Source organism: Mycoplana rhizolycopersici, assembly GCF_013378445.1.
Lineage (GTDB): Bacteria > Pseudomonadota > Alphaproteobacteria > Rhizobiales > Rhizobiaceae > Mycoplana > Mycoplana rhizolycopersici.
The window spans coordinates 1-23,783 of the sequence record NZ_JABXYK010000002.1 but is presented as its reverse complement, the minus strand read 5'-3'; the positions used below and the strand labels follow the sequence as shown (position 1 = coordinate 23,783).

25 protein-coding genes are annotated in these 23,783 nt (G+C 65.0%); 11 read left to right on the top strand and 14 right to left on the bottom strand.

What is annotated here, in order from left to right:
* Window positions 1–3: 3 nt before the first annotated feature.
* Genes HV823_RS02625 through HV823_RS02615 form a run of 3 tightly spaced genes read right to left on the bottom strand, consistent with a single transcriptional unit; the run spans window position 4 to window position 3,175 of the window.
* Complete coding sequence (locus HV823_RS02625) at window positions 4–381, bottom strand: Na+/H+ antiporter subunit C (protein WP_176948212.1); 378 nt, start codon at window positions 379–381, stop codon at window positions 4–6.
* Window positions 381–797: a Na(+)/H(+) antiporter subunit B gene (locus tag HV823_RS02620; RefSeq protein WP_176948211.1), complete on the bottom strand. Its 417-nt coding sequence runs from the start codon at window positions 795–797 to the stop codon at window positions 381–383. The genes HV823_RS02625 and HV823_RS02620 overlap by 1 nt, the downstream gene beginning before the upstream one ends.
* Window positions 794–3,175: a putative monovalent cation/H+ antiporter subunit A gene (locus tag HV823_RS02615; protein ID WP_176948210.1), complete on the bottom strand. Its 2,382-nt coding sequence runs from the start codon at window positions 3,173–3,175 to the stop codon at window positions 794–796. The genes HV823_RS02620 and HV823_RS02615 overlap by 4 nt, the downstream gene beginning before the upstream one ends.
* A 252-nt stretch (window positions 3,176–3,427) precedes the next feature.
* On the opposite strand from HV823_RS02615, the gene msrB reads away from it, so the two are divergent.
* Window positions 3,428–3,835, top strand: a complete 408-nt coding sequence (gene msrB / locus HV823_RS02610) for a peptide-methionine (R)-S-oxide reductase MsrB (RefSeq protein ID WP_176948209.1) — start codon at window positions 3,428–3,430, stop codon at window positions 3,833–3,835.
* A 318-nt stretch (window positions 3,836–4,153) separates the two neighbouring features.
* Here msrB and HV823_RS02605 read toward each other — a convergent pair whose 3' ends face one another.
* Window positions 4,154–4,702 (bottom strand): GNAT family N-acetyltransferase, encoded by a 549-nt coding sequence (locus HV823_RS02605; RefSeq protein ID WP_176948208.1) that lies wholly within the window; start codon window positions 4,700–4,702, stop codon window positions 4,154–4,156.
* Window positions 4,703–4,743: 41 nt separating this feature from the next.
* Between HV823_RS02605 and HV823_RS02600 the strand changes: the two genes are divergently transcribed.
* Window positions 4,744–5,316 carry a helix-turn-helix domain-containing protein gene (locus HV823_RS02600; RefSeq protein ID WP_176948207.1) on the top strand — a complete coding sequence of 191 codons (573 nt, stop codon included), beginning with the start codon at window positions 4,744–4,746 and terminating at the stop codon, window positions 5,314–5,316.
* Window positions 5,317–5,338: 22 nt separating this feature from the next.
* Here HV823_RS02600 and trhA read toward each other — a convergent pair whose 3' ends face one another.
* The 3 genes from trhA to HV823_RS02585 all read right to left on the bottom strand — a co-directional run bounded on the left by trhA (window position 5,339) and on the right by HV823_RS02585 (window position 7,168).
* Window positions 5,339–5,989 (bottom strand): PAQR family membrane homeostasis protein TrhA, encoded by a 651-nt coding sequence (gene trhA, locus HV823_RS02595; RefSeq protein WP_176948206.1) that lies wholly within the window; start codon window positions 5,987–5,989, stop codon window positions 5,339–5,341.
* 287 nt (window positions 5,990–6,276) lie between these two features.
* Window positions 6,277–6,597 carry a TraR/DksA family transcriptional regulator gene (locus HV823_RS02590; protein ID WP_097135860.1) on the bottom strand — a complete coding sequence of 107 codons (321 nt, stop codon included), beginning with the start codon at window positions 6,595–6,597 and terminating at the stop codon, window positions 6,277–6,279.
* A 160-nt stretch (window positions 6,598–6,757) separates the two neighbouring features.
* Window positions 6,758–7,168: a universal stress protein gene (locus tag HV823_RS02585; RefSeq protein ID WP_176948204.1), complete on the bottom strand. Its 411-nt coding sequence runs from the start codon at window positions 7,166–7,168 to the stop codon at window positions 6,758–6,760.
* Between the two features lie 291 nt (window positions 7,169–7,459).
* Here HV823_RS02585 and HV823_RS02580 point away from each other — a divergent pair, with 291 nt between their 5' ends.
* On the top strand, window positions 7,460–8,338 hold the full coding sequence (locus HV823_RS02580) for a VOC family protein (protein ID WP_176948203.1): 879 nt from the start codon (window positions 7,460–7,462) through the stop codon (window positions 8,336–8,338).
* Between the two features lie 117 nt (window positions 8,339–8,455).
* On the opposite strand, the gene HV823_RS02575 is transcribed toward HV823_RS02580, so the two are convergent.
* Window positions 8,456–8,860 (bottom strand): DUF930 domain-containing protein, encoded by a 405-nt coding sequence (locus HV823_RS02575; protein ID WP_425487628.1) that lies wholly within the window; start codon window positions 8,858–8,860, stop codon window positions 8,456–8,458.
* A 183-nt stretch (window positions 8,861–9,043) separates the two neighbouring features.
* On the opposite strand from HV823_RS02575, the gene HV823_RS02570 reads away from it, so the two are divergent.
* Window positions 9,044–10,195, top strand: coding sequence for an AI-2E family transporter (locus HV823_RS02570; RefSeq protein WP_176948202.1), 1,152 nt, complete (start codon window positions 9,044–9,046; stop codon window positions 10,193–10,195).
* Window positions 10,196–10,217: 22 nt separating this feature from the next.
* Here HV823_RS02570 and HV823_RS02565 read toward each other — a convergent pair whose 3' ends face one another.
* Window positions 10,218–12,260, bottom strand: coding sequence for a C1 family peptidase (locus HV823_RS02565; RefSeq protein ID WP_176948201.1), 2,043 nt, complete (start codon window positions 12,258–12,260; stop codon window positions 10,218–10,220).
* A 295-nt stretch (window positions 12,261–12,555) separates the two neighbouring features.
* Complete coding sequence (locus HV823_RS02560) at window positions 12,556–13,287, bottom strand: polysaccharide deacetylase family protein (protein ID WP_176948200.1); 732 nt, start codon at window positions 13,285–13,287, stop codon at window positions 12,556–12,558.
* Window positions 13,288–13,791: 504 nt separating this feature from the next.
* Between HV823_RS02560 and HV823_RS02555 the strand changes: the two genes are divergently transcribed.
* The 3 genes from HV823_RS02555 (at window position 13,792) to HV823_RS02545 (ending at window position 17,478) form a co-directional block, all read left to right on the top strand.
* Complete coding sequence (locus tag HV823_RS02555) at window positions 13,792–14,391, top strand: cytochrome b (RefSeq protein ID WP_176948199.1); 600 nt, start codon at window positions 13,792–13,794, stop codon at window positions 14,389–14,391.
* Window positions 14,388–14,972, top strand: a complete 585-nt coding sequence (locus HV823_RS02550; RefSeq protein WP_176948198.1) for a YceI family protein — start codon at window positions 14,388–14,390, stop codon at window positions 14,970–14,972. The genes HV823_RS02555 and HV823_RS02550 overlap by 4 nt, the downstream gene beginning before the upstream one ends.
* A 412-nt stretch (window positions 14,973–15,384) precedes the next feature.
* Complete coding sequence (locus HV823_RS02545; RefSeq protein ID WP_176948197.1) at window positions 15,385–17,478, top strand: S9 family peptidase; 2,094 nt, start codon at window positions 15,385–15,387, stop codon at window positions 17,476–17,478.
* Window positions 17,479–17,651: 173 nt separating this feature from the next.
* Here the strand turns inward: HV823_RS02545 and HV823_RS02540 are convergent, their stop codons facing one another.
* Both HV823_RS02540 and choX read right to left on the bottom strand, forming a co-directional pair.
* Entirely contained in the window at window positions 17,652–18,488 is an 837-nt protein-coding gene (locus HV823_RS02540; RefSeq protein ID WP_176948196.1) for an alpha/beta fold hydrolase, read from the bottom strand.
* On the bottom strand, window positions 18,485–19,417 hold the full coding sequence (choX, locus tag HV823_RS02535; protein ID WP_176948195.1) for a choline ABC transporter substrate-binding protein: 933 nt from the start codon (window positions 19,415–19,417) through the stop codon (window positions 18,485–18,487). Before choX ends, HV823_RS02540 begins: the two co-directional genes overlap by 4 nt.
* Window positions 19,418–19,535: 118 nt before the next feature.
* Here choX and betI point away from each other — a divergent pair, with 118 nt between their 5' ends.
* Window positions 19,536–20,126, top strand: coding sequence for a choline-binding transcriptional repressor BetI (betI, locus tag HV823_RS02530; protein ID WP_176948194.1), 591 nt, complete (start codon window positions 19,536–19,538; stop codon window positions 20,124–20,126).
* Between the two features lie 196 nt (window positions 20,127–20,322).
* Window positions 20,323–21,516, top strand: a complete 1,194-nt coding sequence (locus HV823_RS02525; RefSeq protein ID WP_246300906.1) for a GNAT family N-acetyltransferase — start codon at window positions 20,323–20,325, stop codon at window positions 21,514–21,516.
* 34 nt (window positions 21,517–21,550) lie between these two features.
* Here the strand turns inward: HV823_RS02525 and HV823_RS02520 are convergent, their stop codons facing one another.
* Together HV823_RS02520 and HV823_RS02515 are read right to left on the bottom strand one after the other, a co-directional pair.
* Window positions 21,551–22,195 (bottom strand): TetR/AcrR family transcriptional regulator, encoded by a 645-nt coding sequence (locus tag HV823_RS02520; protein ID WP_176948192.1) that lies wholly within the window; start codon window positions 22,193–22,195, stop codon window positions 21,551–21,553.
* Window positions 22,196–22,233: 38 nt separating this feature from the next.
* Window positions 22,234–22,470, bottom strand: coding sequence for a hypothetical protein (locus HV823_RS02515; RefSeq protein WP_176948191.1), 237 nt, complete (start codon window positions 22,468–22,470; stop codon window positions 22,234–22,236).
* A gap of 59 nt (window positions 22,471–22,529) precedes the next feature.
* On the opposite strand from HV823_RS02515, the gene HV823_RS02510 reads away from it, so the two are divergent.
* Window positions 22,530–23,486: a homocysteine S-methyltransferase family protein gene (locus HV823_RS02510; RefSeq protein WP_176948190.1), complete on the top strand. Its 957-nt coding sequence runs from the start codon at window positions 22,530–22,532 to the stop codon at window positions 23,484–23,486.
* A 26-nt stretch (window positions 23,487–23,512) separates the two neighbouring features.
* The coding region (locus HV823_RS26490) for a hypothetical protein (RefSeq protein ID WP_210270685.1) at window positions 23,513–23,783 on the top strand (271 nt) is incomplete at its 3' end.

The window sequence follows — 23,783 nt, the reverse complement described above, 5'->3', positions numbered from 1 at the left end:
GTGTCAGTATCCGGTCGGAGGCGCGCTGTCCGCCACCGGCTCGGCGACGCGCATGTCATTGGCGTTGTCGGTGCCGAGATCCTGAAAGGCGCGATAGGACAGCACCAGCAGGAAGGCGAAGAACGAAAAGGAGATGACGATCGCCGTCAGGATCAGCGCCTGCGGCAGCGGGTTGGCGGTCACGGCCACCTGCCGGTCGAGACCGGCGGGAATGACCGGCGGCACCTCACGCAGGATGCGTCCGCTGGTGAACAGCAGCAGATTGACCGCATTGCCGAGGATCGCGACGCCGAGGAGGATGCGCACGAGAAACTTCGACAGCATCAGATAGACGGCAGCGGCGAAAAAGACGCCGACGAGGAGGGAGAAGAGCACTTCCATCAGATATCCTCCCGCTCCAGCGCCAGCGCGATCGAGGTGATGGCGCCGACCACGACGAGATAGACGCCGAGGTCGAACAGCATCACGGTGGACAGCGGGACCTCGACGCCGAAGAGGCTCGGATAGATCCACAGCCCCGTCATGAAGGGGACGGCTGCTACCATCGAGACCAGCCCGGCGACGCAGGCAAGCAGCAGGCCGAAGGCTGCTATCGTCATCGGGTGGAACCACAGCGCCTGGCGCACCGGCTGGATGCCGCGCCCGATCCCGTAGATCGCCAGCGCCGAGGCCGCGATCAGCCCGCCGATAAAGCCGCCGCCGGGCTCGTTGTGGCCGCGCAGCAGCACGAACACCGAGAAGAGCAGCATCAGTGCGGTCAGGAAGGGGGCGAGCGTGCGGAAGATGACGGTGTTCATCGCTGGGGCTCCCCTGCCGCGGCCTTCGTTGCGCCGGTGGCTGTCGTGGCAGGTCCCGCGACGGACTTGCGGATGCGGATCAGCGAGAGGATGGCAAGGCCGGTCGCCATGACGACGGCGATCTCGCCCAGCGTATCGGTGCCGCGGAAGTCGACGATGATGACATTGACGACATTGGCGGCGTGCGCGATCGCCTTGGAATAGAGGTTGAAGAACTCCGTCAGGACGGGATCGAAGCGGCCCTGCGTGACCCGCAGGAGATAGAGCGAGAAGCCGAGCCCGCAGGCGATCGCAAGCGCGGCATCGGGCAGTTTCTGCGAAAGCGGGCGGGCATCGCGCGGCTGCAGGCGCAGCCGGGTCATCACCAGCGTCAGGATGACGACCGACAACGTCTCGACCATGAACTGGGTGAAGGACAGGTCGGGCGCACCGAACAGCAGGAACAGCAGCGCCACGGCGAAGCCCTGGATGCCGAGCGCGAGGATGGCGTTCAGCCTGTTCGTCGCCGACAGCACGCCGAAGACGCCGGCGAGCGCCAGCGCCATCACCGCAAGCTCGTGGAATTGCGCATCGGCCGGCCAGATCGGCAGGCGCGGCCACTCGCCGTACCAGGCTATCGGCAGCAAGAGTGCTGCGGCAACGACGACGAAGGTCACGGTGAGATAGACTTCCATCCGGCCGGGCTGCAGCAGCAGCGCCAGCCGGTGCGAGAAGCGCACGAGGCCGGCCATGAACTGGTCGAAGCCCCGATCCGGCCCCCAGCCGATGTCCTCCACCAGCCGGTCGGCGGCGCGGCGTGCGCGATCCAGAAGCAGGAAGAAGACGACGCCGAGCAGGATGGTAACGGCAGAGAGGAGCAGCGCAAGGCTGGCATGCGGCATGGCCGAAACGGTTACCGCCTGCGGTTGCCCGGCGATCGCGGACGCGAGCGGCGACGTGACTAGCGCGTGGACCTCAGCCGACATCAGGCCGGCCGCAAGGCCGCAGGCGGCAAGCAGCATCGGACCGAGCCACAACAGCGCCGGCCCCTCATGCGGCGCCTTCGGCGTCGCGACGCGGGGGCCGAGGAACGGCTTCAGGGCGATTGCGAAGGCCACGGCGAACATCAGCGCGTTGCCGATCACCGCAGCCAGCATGAACGCCGCCGAACGCAGGCTGCCGCCCGAAAGCGCCACATAAACCTCTTCCTTGGCGAGGAAGCCGAAGAAGGGCGGCAATCCGCCCATCGAAAGCGCCGCCAGGACTGCGGCTGCGAAGGTCAGCGGCATGGCGCGGCCAAGCCCGCCGAGCCGGGTGATGTCGCGCGTGCCGGTCTCGTGGTCGACAAGGCCGGCGACCATGAAGAGCGCGCCCTTGAACAGCGAGTGCGCCACCAGATAGAGGGCGGCGGCTGCCGCCGCATGTTCGGAGCCGAAGCCGGTCAGCATGACGAGCAGGCCGAGCGATGCGACGGTGGTATAGGCCAGCATGAGCTTCAGGTCGGTCTGCCGGATCGAGAGGACGGCGCCGACGAGCAGCGTCAACCCGCCGAAGGCCGGCAGGATCGTCTCCCACGGCGTCGTGCCGCCGAGAACGGGGTTGAGGCGCATCAGCAGGTAGACGCCGGCCTTCACCATCGTCGCCGAATGCAGGTAGGCGGAGACCGGCGTCGGCGCCTCCATCGCGTTCGGCAGCCAGAAATGGAAGGGGAACTGCGCGGATTTCGTAAAGGCACCGCCCAGCACCAGCACCAGGATCGCGACATAGAACGGGCTTGCGCGCACCTCGGGGCCGAAGGACAGCAGCAGCGACAGCTGGGTGACGCCGGTGACGTCCCAGATGACCAGCAGCCCCGCGAGCAGCATCAGTCCGCCGCCGCCGGTGACGACCAGCGCCTGCAGCGCAGCCCGGCGCGACGCCTCCCGCGCATGATCGAAGCCGATCAGCAGGAACGAGGTGATGGAAGTCAGTTCCCAGAAGACGAACAGCATCAGGAAGCTGTCCGACGCCACGAGGCCCAGCATGGCGCCCATGAACATCAGGATGAAGGAGAAGAAGCGCGCCTGATGCGGATGGCCCTTCAGGTAAGCGCCGGAATAGAGAACGATCAGCGCGCCGATACCGGAGATCAGCAGCAGGAAGGTCAGCGAGAGACCGTCGATCAGCCAGGAAAAGCTGACATTGTAGTGCGGCACCCACATGTAGCCGCCGGTGACGATTTCGCCGCGGCCGATTTCCGGCAGAAGCTGCGCGAAGTGCAGGAAGATCGCCAGCGGGAAAAGCGCCAGCGGCAGGGCGGCGCGATGACCAAGGAGACGGGTCAGGAGGGGTGCGGCCAGCGCGCCCGCAAAGGGCAGACAGAAAGCGACGAACGTCATGGCCATCATGCCTGTATGCATTCCTTCTCCCCAACCACGCTACCGCAGCGCGCCTTCGGACGTGCCGGCACTGCCCTTGCCCCGCACCGATTGCCGACCATAGAACCTTCGTCGCGGCGACAGTCAAATGCCGCGCTACGGCTCGGCGAACTGATTGCGGGCCTGTATGGCCGAAATCCTCCTGCATGGAAAGCAACGACCGGGCATTTTGGCGAACACATCCATGTTATTACCTGCTTTTGCACCCTACATAGGGGACCGAAGGAGACGCCCATGAGTGAGAATGCAAAGCTGAAGGTTTTCAAGACGGACGAGGAATGGCGGCAGTTGCTGACGCCGGAGCAATACCGCATCACCCGCGAGCACGGCACGGAACGGGCGTTTTCCAGCCCGGATTTCGACAGTTCGAAGACAGGCACCTATCACTGCGTCTGCTGCGACCGCCCGCTCTACAGTTCGGAGGCGAAATTCAACTCCGGGACCGGCTGGCCGAGCTTCACCCAGCCGATCGAGTCGGGTGCGGTGACGAGCCACCGCGACCTCTCCTACGGCATGAACCGGATCGAGATCCGCTGCGCGGATTGCGACGCCCATCTCGGCCACGTCTTTCCGGACGGCCCCCCGCCACATGGCTTGCGCTTCTGCATGAACGGCGTGGCGCTGACGTTCGAGGAAAAGTAGGCCGAAAGGCCGAAAATCCTTTTCGGTTCAGCGCGCTGGCTTGCAACGTTGAAAAACTGATTCCGGGGCGGAGCTTCTGCCCTGGCGAATGGGCACGGCATCACGGGAAGATTCACAATACGCGACACCAGCGTTGCATGAGTATGAGACCTTCCGCTTCCGTCATTCCGGCCCCGAGCCGGAATCCAGCCTTCTTGCGTCCGCATCCCGGCTCAAGGCCGGGAAGACGGAAGCGGGTAGCCTCGTGAATCACGACGGAGATCGAGACCGTCTCGCAAAGTTACACCTTGATGTCGTGTCCTGTGAAAAAGATTCCGCCTACGCCACCAAGTCCCTGTTTTGCATGGGATGTTGCACGCAGAGTTCCATGCAGGTCAGGTCCAGCCAGCGGCCGAACTTGGTGCCCACTTCGCGGAAGCACCCGACGGTGCGGAAGCCGAAGCTCTCGTGCAGGCGGATCGACGCCTCGTTCTTCGCCTCAATACCCGCGATCATGACGTGGATGCCGGATGCGCGCGCGCGCTCGATCAGCGCGCCGAGCAGCGTGCGACCGATGCCGTTGCCACGGGCATCCTTGTGCACATAGATGGAATGTTCGGCGGTGTGGCGATAGCCGTCGAAGGCGCGCCAGTCGCCATAGGAAGCATAGCCGACCACCGCGCCGTCCAGTTCGGCGACAAGCACCGGGAAGCCGCGGTCGCGCCGGCCGCGAAACCATTCGAGGCGGTTGTCCAGGTCGACAAGGGCGTCGTTCCAGATCGCGGTCGTATTGGCGACGGCGTCATTGTAGATCTCCATCACGGCCGCCATGTCCTCTTCGCGCGCATCGCGGATCAAGACCGCCGCTGCCGAAACCTCCTGTGCCATTGCCGCTTGCTCCTTCGTTTTTCGTCTACTATTGTTACGTTATGTCCACTTTAGCAGACGACTTCGACCAGAGTCTAGGCCTGCGCGTCCGCACCGAGAGGGAGGCGCGCGGATGGTCGCTGAGCGACCTGTCAGAACGCGCCGGCGTCTCGCGGGCGATGATCCACAAGATCGAGCGCGGCGAGAGCAGCCCGACGGCGGCGCTGCTCGGCAGGCTTTGCGCCGCGTTCGGCTTTTCCGTCTCCACCCTGATCGCCCGGGCGGAGGCCGGCGCCGAACGGCTGATGCGCCTTGCCGACCAGCCGGTCTGGGTCGATCCCGAAACCGGCTACCGGCGCCGCCAGGCTTCGCCTGCCGCAGCGCCTGCCGAGCTCGTCGAGGTCGAGCTTCCGGCCGGCGCCCGGGTCGCCTACCCCGCAGCCGCCTTCGCCTTCCAGCGCCAGATGCTGCGCGTCATTCAGGGAACGTTGACCTTCGTCGAGGGCGAAACGATCCACCGCCTTGCCTCCGGCGATTGCCTGGCGCTCGCAGCGCCGGTTGATTGTGCCTTCGTCAACGACAGCGAGGAGACCTGCCGCTACCTCGTGATCCTGGTACGTGGCGATCGCGGCTGAATTGCTCCGTCCGGGGCCGCGTTCACGCGCTGACGCAGGTGAGGACGGCCGAATAGTGGACGCCGGCGGCGGCCACCACGAAGCCGTGCCAGATGGCGTTCTGGAACCGCAGGCTCTGCCAGACGTGGAAGATCACGCCCACCGAATAGAGCAGCCCCCCGATCAGGATCAGCGTGAGCGTCGTTTCCGGCAATGTGGCGCGCAGCGGTCCGGCGGCAAGGGTGCCGCTCCATCCCATGGCGAGATAGAGCAGGATCGCCAGCCGGTCGTACCGGCCGGGCAGCAGGAATTTCATCGCCACGCCGGCGGCGGCGATCAGCCACACGGCGACGAGCATGCCCACCAGCAGCGGCTCTTCCAGACCGCGCTGCAGGAAGGGCGTGTAGGTGGCGGCGATGAGAACGAAGATCGCCGAATGATCGAAACGGCGGAGGTGCCATTTCACCTTCGACACCGGCCAGAGATTGTAGGCGAAGGAAATGCCGAGCGACAGAAGCAGGCCCAGGCCGTAGACGGCGGCGGCGGCCAACTGGCCGCTTGTCGTCCAGACCGTGGCGTAGAAGATCAGCGCGGTTACCCCCACGAGGGCAGATATGACGCCGACGCCATGAACGATGCCATCGGCAATCAGTTCATGGCGATCGTACTGCCATCTGATACCTTCGATTTCCATGCGACCCGTTCCACGCGGTACACAGCGGACGACTAGACTTCGAAGGCGCGTCCGGCAGGTCGGGACCATCGGCGCCATGCTGCTGCCCCACTCCCTTCCCGTTAGGAGTGCCCCTGTGAAGGCCTCTCGAGCTGGAACCATGGTGCCAATTGCAACCGTCATGATCAAGGCCGCCAAGGGGCAGGAACGCCGGCTGAGGCTTCACTTTTGGTAACCTGCGTAACGGTTCGCAAAACCCGATGCGCAACGCTTGGCTGCGCGCGGGCGCATTTGACCTCGATATGCCCTCAGCGCTTGATGCACTCTTCGCAGAGTGCGGCGTGGGGAACGGCCGCCAGACGCGCCGGCGAGATCGGCTGCCCGCACTTGGGGCAGATGCCGAAGGTGCCGGCCTCGATGCGGTTGAGCGCGGCATCGATGGCGGCAAGCTCGCCGAGCCCCGTGTTGCCGATCTCCTCCAGCACCTCGTCGTTCTCGCGCTCGGTCGCCCGCTCTTCTGCGTCCGGATTGGGCGTCGCCTCGAGATCGCTCTCGATCCTGTGCAGCAACCGGTAGAGCTCGTGCTTGCGGCCGAGAAGCCTGTCTTTGAATTGTGCGGTATCCAGCATGGCCAGTCTTTCCTTTTCGACGGGGGTTCCGCAGTCCGAGGCCGGGCCCGGCTCTCGCATGAAGGCACCTCGCGGCACCATCCGCACTGCCCTCAGCTTGTCGTCTTCTGGTCTTTAGGCCTGTCTTCCGAAATCGGGCGTACCGATTTCGGAAGCATTCCTAGCGATCTACGAGCACGGATGTCGGCGAATGACGCACGACCCGGTCCGCTGTCGAGCCCAGCAGGTAGTTTGCCAGTCCGGGGCGGTGAGATGCAACAACGATGAGATCGGCCTTGTGTTCCTCGGCCGCGGCGATGATCTGTCCGGCGCCGGCGCCGTAGCGGATGTCGATCAGGGCGGAAATGCCCAGTTTGTCACGCACACGGGCCAGCCGCTCCTCGGCCTGCTTGATCTCCGTCTCGACGAGGGCGGCTGGAAATTCGATGGAGATGTAGCTGGTCGCGATCTCGATGACATTGACCAGAACGATCTCGCCGCCGTCCGCAAGCAGGCTCTTCGCGCGCTTGAGGATCTGCTCGCCGCGTTCCAACTGGTCCATTGCGATGGGAACGATGATCTTCCTGTACATGCCAGGCCCCTTTCCGCCTTCCGCTTTGCATGCGTACGTTGCCTTTCGAGACTGCGCGCCGCATTGACGAGGATCAAGCCGAAACTGCAGCGCCGATCCCGAAGTGACGTATGGTTGCAGGAAACCGGCGGTCGCGCAGGCTGCATCGTCAACGGCACGTTGACGAAATATCGCCATTTCATCATCTTTCCCGAACGACCCGGTGCGGCCATATTCTGGCAGCCGGAAGCAGCGCAATCCCATGCGAGATGCTGCCGTGTCCGGCCCCGGATCATTCGACGGAGGACTTTCATGACCGAAGCCACTGCGCTCAACTCGCCCACGCACGCCGTCAACATGCCGGCGCATGTGGAGCACGCGCATCTGCTCGTCACCGATCTGCCGACCACGTCCGAATGGTATCAGAAAATGATGGGCCTTGCGGTGCTGGAACGGTCCGCTTCGGGCCATACGCTCGGCGCGGGCGGGCGCCCGCTGCTGACGCTGACGACGGACGGCAAGGCCGTGCGCGCTTCCCGGCGCGCGCCGGGCCTCTTCCACAACGCCTTCCTGCTGCCGAGCCGCAAGGAGCTTTCGCGCTGGCTGGCGCACGCAGCCCACAATGGCGTGCAGTTGACCGGCGCCTCCGACCACCTCGTCAGCGAAGCGATCTATCTGGACGACCCGGAAGGAAACGGCATCGAGGTCTATCGTGACCGCGGCCGCGACGAATGGAACTACCAGCCCGACGGAATGGTGGAGATGGCGACGCTGCCGCTCGACCTGCAGCGGCTCTACGACGAGGCGCCGAAGGGCGAACGCTGGAGCGGGATCCCGGATGATTCCGCGATGGGCCACATCCACCTCCAGGTATCCGACATCCCGCAGGCCGACGCCTTCTTCCGCGACGTGCTCGGCCTCGACCTGATGGCGCGCTATCCCGGCGCGAGCTTCTTTGCGTCCGGCAAGTATCACCACCACATCGGCGCAAACGTCTGGAATTCGCGCGGCGCGGCAAAGCGGGACGCCGCGATGACCGGCCTTGCCGACTACACCATCCGCTTCGCCAGCGCCGACCGCCTGCAAAAGGCCGTCGAGCAGCTCGACGCGCTGGAAATCGCGACAACCCGCAGCGGCGACACGGTTTCGCTGATCGACCCCTGGGGCATCGGGCTGCGGCTGTCGGCCTAGGGTCAAAACTCAATCAGGCTGGTGTTCTGTTGGCTGAAACGGGCGCCTGGTCGACCGGCCTCGCCCGCCCCCCTGCTCGCCCGGCGGTGCCGGGCGCGGCGTTCAAGAATGGCGGTATCAGTCGTAGAGATAGTGCGCGTCCCAGTCGTCGCGCGGCACCATGTCGCCGATCCTGTACTTGAACGCGGTCACGTCGAAATGATCGTCGGACGTCTCGCACTTGAAAGCGAGGCGATACCATTCGCCCTTGCTGCGAAAGACCGCACCTTCCGTCTTGAGCTTGTTTCCGCTCGTCTTCGGATCGCCGAAGGAATAGGCGATCACCTTGTCCGGTCGGTAGCCCTTCCCGGCGGCCTTGATGCGGTCCATCGCTTCCATGTCGCAGCGCTGCTCGAGCCGGGTCTGGGGGTCGAGCTTGGCCAGCTGGCTGCGGATCCGCGCGTCCATGGCGTGGGCGTTCATGGCAATGGCATTAGGCGCAATCGCACATGCGGACGCGAACAATGCGGTGGCAATCTTCATTCGCTGAGTCACTCCGATGCTAGGCATTGCCGCTCGTGCGACCGAAATGGGGCAAGAGAGAGTCAAAATTGGAAATTGTCCGACTTTTGCACAGAAGCGCGAAACCGCACCCCGCGCGACGGAACCGGCTGGAACCCGAACCCCGGTACCGCGTTGTGCAGCAATTGAGGGAAAGTCGCGCCGATGCACAAGCTCGTAACCAGGACATTGCAGGAGGTCGCCCAAAAGACCGCCCGAAGGAGCGATGCAGAGGCTGCGAGCCTCGAGGCAGCACTGGCGAAGGAGCGGAAGCCGCCGAGCTACACCGGGCTCGACCTGAGTGCGCGATGGGCGGTGATCGGCATCTTCGTCATCATGGCGCTGAGCGTGATTTCGCTGATGGCCCACATCCTCATCCCGCTGACGCTCGCCGTCGTCACCGGCCTCATTCTCGCAGTCGCGGCCGAAAAGCTGCACGCTCTCGGCATCCCGCCGCTGCCGACGGCGCTGCTATTGGCAACCGCCTGCGCCACCGGGGCGTTCTTCGCCATCGCCGCCCTGTCGGGTCCGATGATGCAGCTCGCCTCGGAGGCCCCCAGCATCGTCAACGCGACGATCGAGAGGGTCACGCCGCTCTTGAACAAGCTGGAATGGCTGCACATCGACCCGCGCAGTTTCGGATCCGGATCGGTGACGCTGGACAGCCTTCTGGAGAAAGGCGGAAGCCTGCTCGGCATCGTCACCGTCGGGGTGACGCCGGCGCTGCTGCAGGTGCTGATCTTCTTTGCAGCACTCGTACTCTTTCTTTCGGGCCGGCTGAAACTGCGGCGCATGCTGATCCTGGCCTTCCCGCAGAGAAGCCAGCGACTGGCGGCGATCCGCGTGATGAATGCCATCGACCGCTCGCTCGGCTATTATTTCGCAACCGCCGCACTGGTCTATGGCGGGCTCGGGCTGATCACCGCCCTCATCGCCTTTGCCGGCGATCTGGGGATGATCTGGATGTGGGGGCTGTTTGCCTTTCTCACCTCGTTCGTGCCGTTCGTCGGCGTCACCGTCATGACGCTGGCGCTGGTCGCCGGCGGGCTTCTGGCCCATGACGGCATGATCGCGGCACTGTCTCCGGCGCTCGCCTATTTCTGCGTGCACCTTTTGATCGAGAACTTCGTGCTGCCGGCGGTGATGGGGCGCCGGTTCGAGGTCAACGCCTTCATCATCTTTACCGCCATCATCTTCTGGAGCTGGATGTGGGGGGCGGCGGGCGCCATGCTGGCGCTGCCGCTGTCGATCATCGGCATGACGATCGCCGACGAGCTTCGCCCCGGCCGGAAGCAGCCGCCATCGCTTCCGGGATGAGCCCGACGGCCGCCAGGCGCCGTCAGAAGCCACTCAGATCCGTCACCGGATGGGCGGGCTCCTTGCCCAGGATACGGCGAAGCGTGGCGTTGATGACGGCCACGTCGTTGTCGAAACTGCCATGCGCGGCGTCGATCTTCCGCCCTGGGGCGGTATCGACCTGGTCGGCCGCGAGACTGGCAAAAGCGACGTCATGCTTGTCGACGAGGGCCTGCCATTTGACGAGCGGCGAGGACTTCTTCCTCGGATCGAAATCCTTGTGGAAAGTGTCTTCCTTGACCGCCTTGTCCCACCAGGCCTTCCAGGCCAGCTGAAGACCGAGCAGCGGCGTCTTGTGCTCCCGCTCGAAGGCGCGGCAGACGAGATAGAGGAGCGACTTCCCATAGGGACCGACGGTGTCGTTCTTCTCGAGCCGATCGTCGAGGAAATGAACCAGCATGCTCGCCTTCGGCATCACGCCCGCCTCGAAGGCCGGGCCATAGGTGTCGACGGCGAAATCGACGGTGGCCGCGGGCGCGAAAAGCGTCGTCGTGGTGATCTTGATGCCGCTCGACCTGCCGAGCCGTTTCAAGAGATGCCCGAACAGGATCGCGCCGGCGGAGTGGGCGATGATATGGATGGTTAGGTCGGGGCAGTCGGCCGCAAGTCCGCCGAGAATGGAGGCGACCTGCCGCATGCCGCCCTTGCTTTCGGCGGAATAGGCGGCGTTCTCCTTCATTTCCGTCCAGACCGCCTTGCCACCCCCGACCCGGGCCGCAAGCTCTAGCGAATTGTCCTTCTGGTCGTCCAGCCAGTCCAGCATGGACTTGCCGATCTCCCTGACAGACCATTCCACGCGCTCCTGCTGCAACGGCAGCAGGTCCTTCAAGATGTTGAGTATGGTCTCGCCAAAGCCGGTGCGCCAGACGACGAACACGGGGTGCAGCCCGTTGCGCGCGAAGGCAGGACCGAGCACCGACGCACGGGCAATCCCCGCCGGCTCGCTGTTCAGCCCGCCATGCAGATAAAGCACCAGCGTCTTGGTGCCCTGCCCGTAGGCTTGCTCGACCTTCGTCTTCAGGACGTATTCGAGGTTCGCAGCACCGTCGCGGCACTCCGGCAGGCGGCGCATCGGCGTGCCGTCATTGCCGAGCACGGCCGCATGCTGATAGCAGGTGGCATTGTCCCACAGGGGCCGGGCGGCGGTGCTGGCGGCAACCGTGTGCGCGGTTGCCGAAGCCCGGTCCTGCAGGGACACCGGCGAATAGGCAACGACGGACTGGTCGACGAAGACCGGAGCGCCGGCTGCGGCGACCCAGGCGTCGAAGCCGCCTTCCACCCAATCGGCATAGCTGAGCCGGGCGAAGCCGCCGTAACCCCAGTCCGTGCCCCACGAATTCTGGACGATGAAGCCGCGGCGGTCGTATCCGACCAGCGCAAAGGCATGACCGCCGACGAACTCGCCGGTGCGGCGCGCGATGACGGCGGCCTCGATCGCCTCGACGCGCCCGATATCGAACCAGCCGGCATGAATGCGCGCGGAGGCATAGACCGCGCCGCATTCGCGGATCGCCGCCTGCATGTCGTTCAGCGACTTCGCATCGACGCGATAATAGGCGCCGAGCGGGCGTTCGGTCGCGTCGTTCGCCCAGCCGTCCTTCGGCGGGATGAAACGCTTGCCATAGGGCCAGAGCGCCTCGTCGCAGACGCCGTGCTTGTGCCAGCCCTTCATCGCACCACGGCAGCTCGATCCGTCGTAATCCTCGCCGTCCCACTCGTCATAGAGCCTTGCCAGCTCATAGAGCATGCGCGGGCTGACCCGGGCGGGCAGCGCCTCGCCCGCCGTCGAATGCCGCCAGTAGAGAAAGTTGATCATTGCGGCGAGCCCGAAGCCGGTGCAGGCCCCCTCGCTGAACTGGTTCAGCACGTAGGTCCGTGCGTACTCTTCGAAGTAGCGGTTGATGTCTTCGCGCACCGGATATTCCGGCGGCAGAGGCCGCAGCGGCGGCAGATAGGGCCTGTCGCGGAAATCCACGCGATCCGGCCGCGCATCGAGAAGCCTGCCTGCGAATTCGAACTGCCCCATGTCCCTCTCCATGTGCTTTTCAACCGCTCAGGAGCACAACACTAACGCAATGGTGTAATCAGTCAATATTACAATCAAGGATTGCGCATGCCGGAACGAGATCGACCTTGCGGGCCAACTCGGCTCACAGCACGACACCAGCGTTGCAGGAGTACGGTACCTCCCGCCTCCGTCATTCCGGCCCGGAGCCGGAATCCAGCCGCCTTGCAGCCGCAAGGCGAAAGGAATCTCTTGCGATCAAAGACTTGATCGCGCTGGCTCCCGGCTCAAGGCCGGGAAGACGGAAGCGGGTAGATCAGAGCGCCGGCTGTGACGGAACGGCGTCGGCGTCGGAAAGACGGACGAACTGCACGCCGCTTGCCTTCAGCGCCAGAATGCCGCGCGCCACGCCTTCGCCCGCCGCATGCGTCGGCTGGTTGATATGGGCGATGACAACGTCTCCGTCGCGGGCGCCGGCAATGCGGCGCTCGGCGGCCCTCGCCCCCAGCAGCGAACCGTCGTCGCCGTTCAGCGAGTAGCCGGCGATCTTGTAGCCGAGGCTTGAAATCCCGGCGATCGAGGATGCGGTATACTTGGCGGTGGCGCCGCGGAACCAGTGCGGCTGCGGCGCGCCCGCGGCAACGATCGCCGCGCCCCCGCCCTCGACCTCGCGCGCAACCGCCTCGGGAGAGCCGGCCGCAGTGATACCGTAGACGGTGGTCGGATAGTCGACCGGCGGCACATGCATGGCGCCGTGGTTCTCGATCTCGAACTGGTCGGGATGGGCAAGCAGGATCGCCGTTGCCTGCGGATTGTGCTTCAGCCAGCGCGCCGTGACGAAGATCGTCGCCGGGATTTTTTCACGCAGGAGCACGTCGAAGATGCGTTGGTCGACCTTGCCCATGCAGGCGTCGAAGGTCAGCGCCACGCGCGGCGGCCCGCCATGGGCCTTGGCGACGGTCAGCTTCGGCTCGACAAGCCGCGGCCCCGCCGCGACCGGCGCTGCCAGCGCAAGGGTGAAGGCGAGGGAAACGAGAGGACGATGCATGGCGGGCTCTGAAAGTGCGGCTGCGGACGTAGCGCTATGCCACGTTCTATCGGCGGCGAAAACGCCCAGACTGTGATGGGCGGCAGATTGCGGCACAATCCGACACGAACCGGAAGGGTGTTCAAGCAAAGACCACGGGGATGGGCGCGGAGGGAATAATAGGCCGCCGCCGGCTGTCTCCCTGAGCGTTCAATTGGAGTAGAATTGGACAAAGTCGCATACGGCCAGCGGCATTCGGAAAGGCGTTGTGGCAGGTCTTACCGCTGTGGATCGGAGCCATGGAGATCGAGCCACTGGAAGCCGGACCGGAGCCGCAGCAGTTCCCGCCCCGGTCGGGATGGAGAAGCAGGGCGGACGGGCCGGCGGCAACCATGCGACAGCCCGCGGCGCTCCGGAATTGCTCAAACGCCTGTCGCATCCGTCTAAGGCTGCACCGGGTCGCGCGACACTCCGGCCGGTGCGCGGCCGGCCGCCGGCGTGGTACACGATCGGGAGGACCATCGCATGCGCAAACCGCGTGACAATGGCTATGGCATCGGTGAGATCTGCCTGCACTGGCTGATGGCCGGTCTCGTGCTGGGGCTCGTCGTCCTGGGCTTCGCCATGCGGCGCAGGGGGATCGATCCGGCGCTGCAGTTTTCGCTCTACCAGTGGCACAAATCGTTCGGGCTCATAGCGCTCGCGCTCGCGGGCCTGCGCGTCTTCCTGTGGCTTGCCGCCGGTCGGGTGGCCCCTGCTCCGGGCCTCGGCGTAGTCGAGCGGCGCGCATCCACGGCAACGCATCTGCTTCTGGGTTTCCTCTGCCTCGTCGTACCGCTCGCCGGCTGGGCCGTCGCCTCGACCACGACGCTGAACATCCCGACCTTCCTGTTCAATCTCGTGGTGATCCCGCCGCTGCCGATGGCGCGCAGCGCGGGCGCCGAGGCCTTCTGGTCCTGGGTTCACGCCACAACGGCCTACACGCTGCTGGCGCTGGCCGCGCTCCATTCCGCAGCCGCGCTTTTCCACCATTTCGTCCGACGCGACGGCGTCCTCATGCGCATGCTCGGCAGGCGGACGATCGACCCGGTCGACACCCCCGCAAACGAAGGAAGCAAGCGATGAGATACGCCACCCTGGCACTTGCAGGCCTCACGCTCGGCCAGATCCTTCTGCCGCAGGCGGTGTTTTCGAAGACGCCCGAACTTTCGCAGGCGGCAGGCACCTACAATATCACCGGCACTTCGCAGATCCGCTTTTGGGTCGACCAGGTCGGCGGCGGCAGCATCAACGGCCGCTTCACGAAATTTTCGGGTCGGTTTCGCATCGACGGCCGGAGCATTGGCGCCTCGTCCATTTCCTTCACGCTCTATCCGCAGAGCGTCGCCACGGCGGAGGGCCGCATGGAGGACTTCCTGCGTTCCAGCGCCGTCTTCCATGCCGATGCCTATCCGACCGTGACGTTCCGTTCGACCGCGGTGCGCCAGACCGGCGACGACACGGCGGTGGTCGACGGCATGCTGACCGCCCGCGGCATCACCCACCGCGAACAGTTTTCGGTCCGGCTGCAGGGCCTGAAGGGCAACGCCATTGCGTTCAACGTGACCGGCAACGTCTATCGCTCGCGCTACCGGATGGACGTCGGCACGCCGATCTACCTGAACGTCGTCAAGTTCGACATGGACATACGCGGCGTGCGGCAGTGAAGGCAGGCGGTGCCGATGGCGCGGCGCGCCGTCGCGGCCGTTCCTCCACGCCCCACATCGCACCCTCCGTCATACCGGCCCCGAGCCGGTATCCAGCCGCGCAAGTCCTTGCGCGGGAAAAGCATTCTTTCGCACCGCCGACGCGGTGCCGCTGAACCCCGGATCAAGCGTCCACACAAGTCCGGGGTGACGGAGGGGATGGGAGCGCCGCCGTCGCAAATGGCCGCCGTCGCGAAAGGCCGCCGCGCAAATGGCAGCCGCCCGGCGGCGTGTCGGCAGGCGCCGGCAACGCCCGTATCGGCGTCGAAAGCACCACCACCGGTCTTCTGCCGACCCAAAGCGTCTTGATGCGCGGGGCCGCTCTCTCTATCTCTTTCGTTTCCGCCGCACCGGCCTCTATCGGAGTATCGCCTTGTCCGCCTTCAAGAATCTGCCCACCGCCCCGATCGCCACGAAGAAGCCGGTGCAGGAAACGCGCCACGGCATCACCCGCACCGACGACTACGCCTGGTTCCGCGCCGACAACTGGCAGGCAATGTTCAAGGACACCTCCATCCTCGATCCGGAGATCCGCGCGCACCTCGAGGCTGAGAACGCCTACATGGAGGCGGCGATGGACGACACGAATGACCTGCAGAAGACGCTGTTTTCCGAGATGCGCGGGCGGATCAAGGAGGACGACAGTTCCGTGCCGGTGAAGGACGGACCGTTCGCCTACGGCACCTCCTTCGTCACCGGCGGCGAGCAGCCGCGCTATTTCCGCCAGCCCCGCGACGGCGGCGAGCAGAGGCTCTTGCTCGACGGGGACAGGGAAGCCGAGGGCAAGGGCTATTTCCGTCTGTCCGGCCTGGACCACAGCACCGACCATTCGCTCGGCATCTGGGGCTATGACGACAAGGGTTCGGAGTACTTCACGCTGAAGGTGCGCGATCTCGAAACGCTTGAGGACCGCGGTGACGTGCTGGAAAACACCGGCGGGGGCGGCGTCTGGGCGCCCGACGGCAAGAGCTTCTTCTACACGCTGCAGGACGAGAACCACCGCCCGTCAAAGATCTACCAGCACATCCTCGGCGAACCGCAGTCGCAGGATCGGCTCGTCTATGAGGAGAAGGACCCGGGCTTCTTCATGTCGGTCGGCGGATCACTGCTGGACGACTTCATCTACATCGACATCCACGACCACGAGACCAGCGAATACCGGCTGCTGTCGACCAAGGACCTCCTGGCCGAACCGGCGATCGTCGCGCCGCGGCAGACGGGGCTGGAATATTCGATGACGGAGGGCGGCGACGTCTTCTACATCCTGACCAATGCCGACGGCGCCAAGGACTTCAAGATCATGGAGGCGCCGGTCAATGCACCTGGCCGCGAGAGCTGGAGGGAAGTGGTGCCGCACCGTCCCGGCACGCTGATCCTCAGCCACCTCGCCTTTGCCCGCCACCTCGTCTGGCTGGAGCGGCACGAGGGGCTGCCGCGTATCATCGTGCGCGACCGCAAGAGCGGCGAGCAGCACGAGATCGCCTTCGCCGAGGAGGCCTATTCGCTCGGGCTCTCGGGTGCCGCCGAATACGACACCGATGTCATCCGCTTCTCCTACTCCTCGATGACGACACCCTCGCAGCTCTACGACTACGACATGGCGACGCGCGAGCGCACGCTCTTGAAGACGCAGGAGGTGCCGTCCGGCCACAATATCGACGACTACGTGACCCGCCGCGTGTTCGCCCCCGCCCATGACGGCGAGCGCATACCCGTCACGCTGCTCTACCGCAAGGATACTCCGCTCGACGGTTCGGCCCCGTGCCTGCTCTACGGCTACGGCGCCTACGGCATCTCCATCCCCGCCGGCTTCAACACCAACTGCCTGTCGCTCGCCGACCGCGGCTTCGTCTATGCCATCGCCCATATCCGCGGCGGCAAGGAGAAGGGCTACGCCTGGTACGAGAACGGCAAGATGGAGAAGAAGCCCAATACGTTCAAGGACTTCATCGCCGCGGCGGACTATCTGAATCAGGAGAAGTTCACCTCCTACGCAAACATCGTCGCAGAAGGCGGCTCGGCCGGCGGCATGCTGATGGGTGCTGTCGCCAACATGGCGCCGGAGAAGTTCGGCGGCATCATCGCCGCCGTCCCCTTCGTCGACGTGCTCAACACCATGCTCGACGACACCCTGCCGCTGACGCCGCCGGAATGGAACGAATGGGGCAACCCGATCGAGAGCGCCGAGTTCTACCAGCTGCTCGCCTCCTACTCGCCCTATGACAATGTCGCGGCCAAGGCCTATCCGCCGATCCTGGCGCTGTCCGGCCTGACCGACCCGCGCGTGACCTACTGGGAGCCGACCAAGTGGGTGGCGAAGCTGCGCGAGAAGGCGACCGGGTCAGCCCCGATCCTGTTGCGCACCAACATGGGCGCCGGCCACGGCGGCGCGTCCGGCCGATTCCAGCGCCTGGAGGAGATCGCCTTCGAATATGCGTTTGCGATCAAGGTGGCGGGGAAGATGTGAGGGCGCGGCCACACGGTACACGACAGTTATACGTTGCCCCCCTCACCCCGACCCTCTCTCAAGCGGGGAGAGGGAGAAGGAAGGCGTCTACTGCTTGCTTCCTTCTCCCCGCCTGCGGGGAGAAGCTTGCCCGGCAGGGCGGATGCGGGGCTAGAACGGTCGTGAACTCTACGTCAGCCGGCGTTTGGCGGAACGCAACCGCCAGCCACTAAAAATCGCAGCAGCAGCGCGGCGACTTCTGCGGGCGATTCCCAATGCGGGTTGTGTCCGTGACCGTCGAGCTCATGGCTGTCTGCAGCCGGGAAGGCTGCGGCGAGACCGGCCCGGTGCCCGCCGTCGAACAGCGCATCGTCAGTGCCACCCACCAGCAGGACCGGTGCGCGCACCGCCTGTGATGTCGCCGACAGGTCTGCGCTCTGCAGCATCGCGAACAGCGAGCGCCAGACTTCGGCCGGCATCGCCGCCGCCTCCAGCGCGATGTGGCGGAGAAAGCCGGCATCGACCGGCCTTGAGCAATGGTGCCAGTCGCACGGTAGATCGGTGGCCGCATCGATCGGGTCACGCAAGCCGCCGATCGCCCGGGCAAGCGCGCTCTCGTCTTCCAGATCGGGCCGCAGGCTACCCGACAGGCTTACGACTGCATCCACCGCGCAGGGGTGCCGGGCAGCGAGCGCAAGCGCCATCATCGCCCCCATGGAGTGGCCGGCCACGGCATAGCGGCCGATGCCGAGCGAGGCCATCAGCGCGGCCAGATCGTCGGCAAAGCCTTGCAGCGATGGCGGCGTGGACGGCGGCGACTGCCCGTGGCCCGGCAGGTCGGGCATCACAAGCCGCAGCCCCGGCAGGAACGGCTCGATCAGCGACCAGCTGCGGCTGCTGTCCGTATAGCCGTGGACGAGCAGCAGCGCTGGCGCATCCACGGCGTTGTCGACAAAGGCGATCTTGCGGCCGTCAGGGCGGTGGAGGAACTGCTTGCGCCCGTTCCAGCCTTCCTGATCTGTTGCGGTCACAAGCCGAGCGCCTTTTTGACCGCATCGATCCCCGGCGCACCATCGATGGTCGTAACCCGGGCCAGCCACGCATCGAGACGTTGCGGCTCCGTGACGAGTGCCTTGCGGCCGGCGTCGGTCGGCGAAAGGCCTTCGTTCATCAAGTAGCCCATGCCGCGATTTTCGAAATCGATGTCGAAGGTGAGGTTCTTCAGCAGCTGCCCGACATTGGGGCACTCTTCCAGATAGCCCTTGCGCACCTGCGTGGAGACCGTGGCCGCGCCGAAGTTCGGGCCGAAGAACTTGTCGCCCCCGGTCAGATAGCGGATATCATAGGCGGTGTTCATCGGATGGGGTGCCCAGGCCTGAAAGACGATGAACTCCTTCAGATCGATATGGCGGGCGACCTCGGCCAGCATGCCCTGCTCGCTGGATTCGACCACTTCCCAGCCGTCGAGACCGAGATCGGGATCGGCAACCGTATCCAGCATCAGCTGGTTCGAGCCGGGCTCGATGCCGTACATCTTCTTCCCGAACTTTTCGGCATGGGCCTTCAGGTCGGCAAAGTCCTTCACGCCGGCTTCCCAGACATAGGCGGGCACGCCGAAGGTGTACTTGGCTCCCGTCAGGTTGGTGCCCACTGTCTCGACACTGCCATCGGCCTTGTAGGGCGCGAAGTAGTTCTGCATCGCCGGATCCCAGTAACCGAGGAAAACGTCGAGGTCCCGGTTCTTGAGGCTCAGATAGATGACGTCGATTCCGAGCAGGTTCGTCTGCGGCTCATAGCCGAGCGCGCTGAGAATGGTCTGGGCGACCCCTGTCGTAAAGGCGAGGTCGTTCCAGCCGGGCTCGGCGAGACGGACGGTGCGGCAGCTTTCCGGATCGGCGGCAGCTGCAGACGTGGCAAAGGTAATCAGGCCTGCCGCCAACGGCACGAAGGCATATTTCATCGACGTTCCCCTGTCTCTTTTGGCGAATTTATCCATATGGTCATTTAATTGACCAGTGGGACAATTATTGAACTTACGGTAAAACCTGTCAATCTCTGCTGTGAGACGGAGGCGATTCATGGCGGGACGGCTGACGAAGCTGGTGGACATCCGGCGCAAGGAACTGCGGCAGGCAGCCTTCGAAGTGCTGCAGCGCGAGGGCATGGCCGGTGCCACGCTGGAAAAGGTGGCAACCCATGCCGGCGCCTCCAAGGGCATCGTGCTGCACTATTTCCGCAACAAGCAGGAACTCTTCGAGCAGGCCATGCGCGAGGCGAATGCCAGCCTGCGCGACGCGGTCGCCGAGCGGCTGAGGCGTGCGACGACGCCGCGCGAGCGCCTCGTCGCAATCATCGAAGGCAACTTTGAGGAACGCTTCTTCCAGCCGTCGATCGCCCATGCCTGGCTTTCGCTCTGCGCCGAGGTGCCGCGCGAACCGCAGCTTGCCCGCATCCAGGCGGTGATCCATTCGCGCATGCATTCCAATCTCCTCTCCGCGCTGGTGCCCATGCTGGGCGCGCAGGAAGGCCGGTGCATGGCGCTTCAGGTGAGTTCGCTGATCGACGGGCTCTGGCTTCGCCTCGGACTGCAGTCCGGCGGCCTGTCGCGCACGGAAGCGCTGGAGCTGATCCACGATTTCATCGATCGCCGGCTGTCGCGGGACAGGTGACTGGGCACCCAGTACGCGTTTTGCGGCCACCATGACGACGCCCCATCGGCAGAGACGCCTGAAGCTTCTGCAGGTCTAAATTCGGGCCTGCCCCTTCAGAACACGCAATCGTGACATTGCCTGCAAGTTTTTGTTCAGGAGCGCATCCTAGGATTGCGCCCGAAACGAGGGTTGGCCGGGAGTTTACGTGGAGAGGATGGACCAGACGGAGCCGGTCTGTGGCGCGCTGAACGTCAGCGTGCTGACGGACCGCGCGGCGATGGAGGCGATCGCGGATGACTGGCGGGCGCTGGAGCAGCGCTGCGAGGGCGGGCTGTCCTTCTTCCAGGGCTACATGTGGTGCCATAGCTGGGCTGCGCGCTTCGCGGGCGGGGCCGGCGGCCCGCGGCCCTTCGTTGCGACAGCCTGGTGCGCCGGCCGACTGATCGCGCTCTGGCCGCTGATGCAAAGCGGCGTGGCCGGCGCGTTGAGCAGGATCGAGGCGCTGGGCGGCACGCATACGCAGTACAGCAACCTCCTGATGGATCCCGATTTCGCCGGTCTTTCGGAGACGATCGCAGACAAGCTTCTCGCGGCGTTGGTCGACCGGGGCGACTTCGACGTCGCATTGTTCGAAGGCGTTCCGGACGGGTCGGCGCTGGCGACCATGATGGCGCGGGCAAATTCGGTGGCCACCGTGCGCAATGCCGCCTCGCTCCTCGACCTGACGGGCTTTGCCTCCGCCGAGGCTTATGTCGCAGGGCTCGGCAAGCTGCAGCGGCGCAACCGCAACCGCCGGCGAAACCACCTCGCCCGCCACGGCGAGCTCCGGTTCTCGGTGGTGTGGCCGGACGACCCGGCGTTCGCCCCGACCATACAACACGCGCTGCACCTGAAACGGCGCTGGCTGACGGAGACCGGGCGGCTCGGCCTCGGCCTGTCGCAGACCGGCTTTGGCGACTTCCTCGCCGGCCTGGAAGGCGACCGAGATAGCCTGTCGGGCGCCTGCCTGTCCGTGCTTGAAACCGGCGACAGGATTGCCGCCGTCGAACTCGGCTTCCTTCATGGCGGCCATTACTACTGCTACATGGGGGCGTTCGACTGGGACCTGCGGGACGCCTCGCCCGGCAAGGTGCAGATGGAGATGACCGTCTGCTGGCTGATCGACAACGGTATTGCGACCTACGACCTGCTTGCCAATCCGGCCGGCTACAAGGAAAGCTGGAGCAACAGGACCATCGGCCTTTCAACCTACACGATCGCACCGAGCTGGCGCGGACGCTTCTATGCGCGCGGCTGGGTGGCGACCGCACGCCCTGCCCTGAAGCGCGGGCTGGAGGCGCTGGCCTACCGCGTCCGCCGCCTCGCCGCGCTGACCCAGGGGCTCGGGTGTATCGTGCTGCTGGCGTAACGCAGCCACGCTCCGACACCGCCCCCTTGCGCAGCTAGAGCAGCCCCCCGGCTGCCGCGCGCCGTTCCCCGCCGCCGCGGAACAGCATCCTGACGAAGGAGCGCAGGACGAGAAGCTGGTCGGGAAGGCTTCTGGGGTCCTTCAGCGCCTTCGACATGATGATGCCGCCCTCAAGCATGGTTGAGACCGTATCGGCAAGCCGCTCGGCGTCGATCGGCTCGCGCGGCTCGTAGACTGCCATGATTTCCTCGAACATCGCCTTGAAGCGTCGGCGCCAGTTCAGCGCCGCCTGGCGGTTGATCTCCTGCACTTCGCGGTCGAAGGCGCGTTCGTGGACGCACATGACGGCGACGAGGCAGCCGGGATGGCCGTTGGGCAGGTCGGCCAGCTGCTCGGCGAGGAGCTTCAGGCCGAGCAGGAACGCCTGCAGGGGATCATCCGCCAGTTCATGCGCGCGGCCGAAGATCTCATCGTAGAGGCGGTTGTCGTTTTCGACGTAGCGTTCCAGCAGGGCCCGGGCGAGTTCATTCTTGCCATGGAAATGATAGAAGAAGCCGCTCTTGGTGATGCCGGTCTCGGTGATCAGTTCCTCGATCGAGGTCGCGCCGAAGCCTTTGGCGAGCACGGCGGCTTCTGCCACCGCCAGTATCCTTGCCCGCGTCTCCTCGCCCTTGCGCATCGCTCGCCTCCTGTACCGTTGGTACAGTTTTTTTGGCTTCACGCCCCAGCCGTGGCGTTAACATTGGCGTGAAAGGCGGCGCCAAGCAATTGATAATTATCTAATATAAAAGCCAACTGTGGGCGCTTGACCATGAGTGGTCTAGTTTTACGGGCGAAAAACAGGCAAAAATCCACACGCGTTTCGGAAAATGTGGGAATACCCTCGATACGAAAGCGCATAGAGGGAAACAAAAACACTGCACTCATGACTTGGCTCTCGTCGGCGCGCTCCACGGACCGCGCCCGCTCCTGAATTTCCGAAACGGAATTGAAACGGGTGGAGACAGACAGTTATGGCAAAATACAGACATGGCCTGCCGCTGACGAAGGGCAATCGGTTTCTCACCGATGGCGGCATGGAGACGACGCTGATCTTCCATGAAGGCGTGGAACTTCCGCATTTCGCCTCGTTCGTGCTGATGGCCAGCCCCGAGGGGCGGCGCAAGCTCAAGGATTACTACGTCCGCTATCTCGACCTGGCCCGCAGCGCCGGCACCGGATTCGTGCTGGACACGCCGACCTGGCGCGCCAACCCCGACTGGGCCGAAAAGCTCGGCTACGACGCTGAAGCGCTGAAGGCGGTCAACGAGGAAGCGATCGGCTTGCTCGCCCAGCTTCGCGCCCAGTACGAGCGGCCCGGCCAGCCGATCGTGCTCAATGGCGCCATGGGCCCGCGCGGCGACGGCTACAAGGCCGGCAACATGAGCGCCGACGAGGCCGAAGCCTATCACCGGCCGCAGGTCGAAACCTTCGCCGCCACCGATGCCGACATGATCAGCGCGGTGACGCTCACCAACATCGACGAGGCGATCGGCGTGGCAAGGGCGGCCCGAAAGGCCGGAATCCCCTGCGTGATCGCCTTCACCGTCGAGACGGACGGCAGGATCGTCACCGGCAGAACGATGCAGGAGGCGATCGAGGCCGTTGACGCAGCTACCGGCAGCTATCCGCTGTTCTACATGATCAACTGCGCGCATCCGAGCCATTTCGATGCCGCGCTCGATCACGACAGCACCTGGGTTCGACGCATCGGCGGCATCCGCGCCAATGCGTCGGCGTTGAGCCACCAGGAACTCGACGAGAGCGAGACGCTGGACGCCGGCGACCCCGACGACTTCGGCCGGCGTTACGGCGAGTTCGTCCGCCGGATGCCGCATCTGCGCGTTCTCGGCGGCTGCTGCGGCACCGACCATCGCCACATCGGCGCCATCTGCGAGGCCTGCATGCCGCGGCCGGCGATGAGCGCTTAGGAGAGACATCTTGAGGAGACATCGTCATGACGACGAAGGAGCATCACGGCAGGCGCCATAGTGCCGGCCATTCGAAGGCAGAGAGTACCGGCATGTTCGGGCGGCTGTTTTCCAGCTGGCTCGGACGGCCTGACTACGACTGGGGCTGCGGCCCGATCGACCTTGCAGGCCTAGAGTCTGTCAGCGCTAAGCGGAATCGGTGGGGATTCCGTTTGCCTTTGATGTGTGATTCACTGTCATTGCTGGTGAGGAGGCCGGCAGTGATGGCGAGACCTCTATCTCTGGATTTGCGCATAC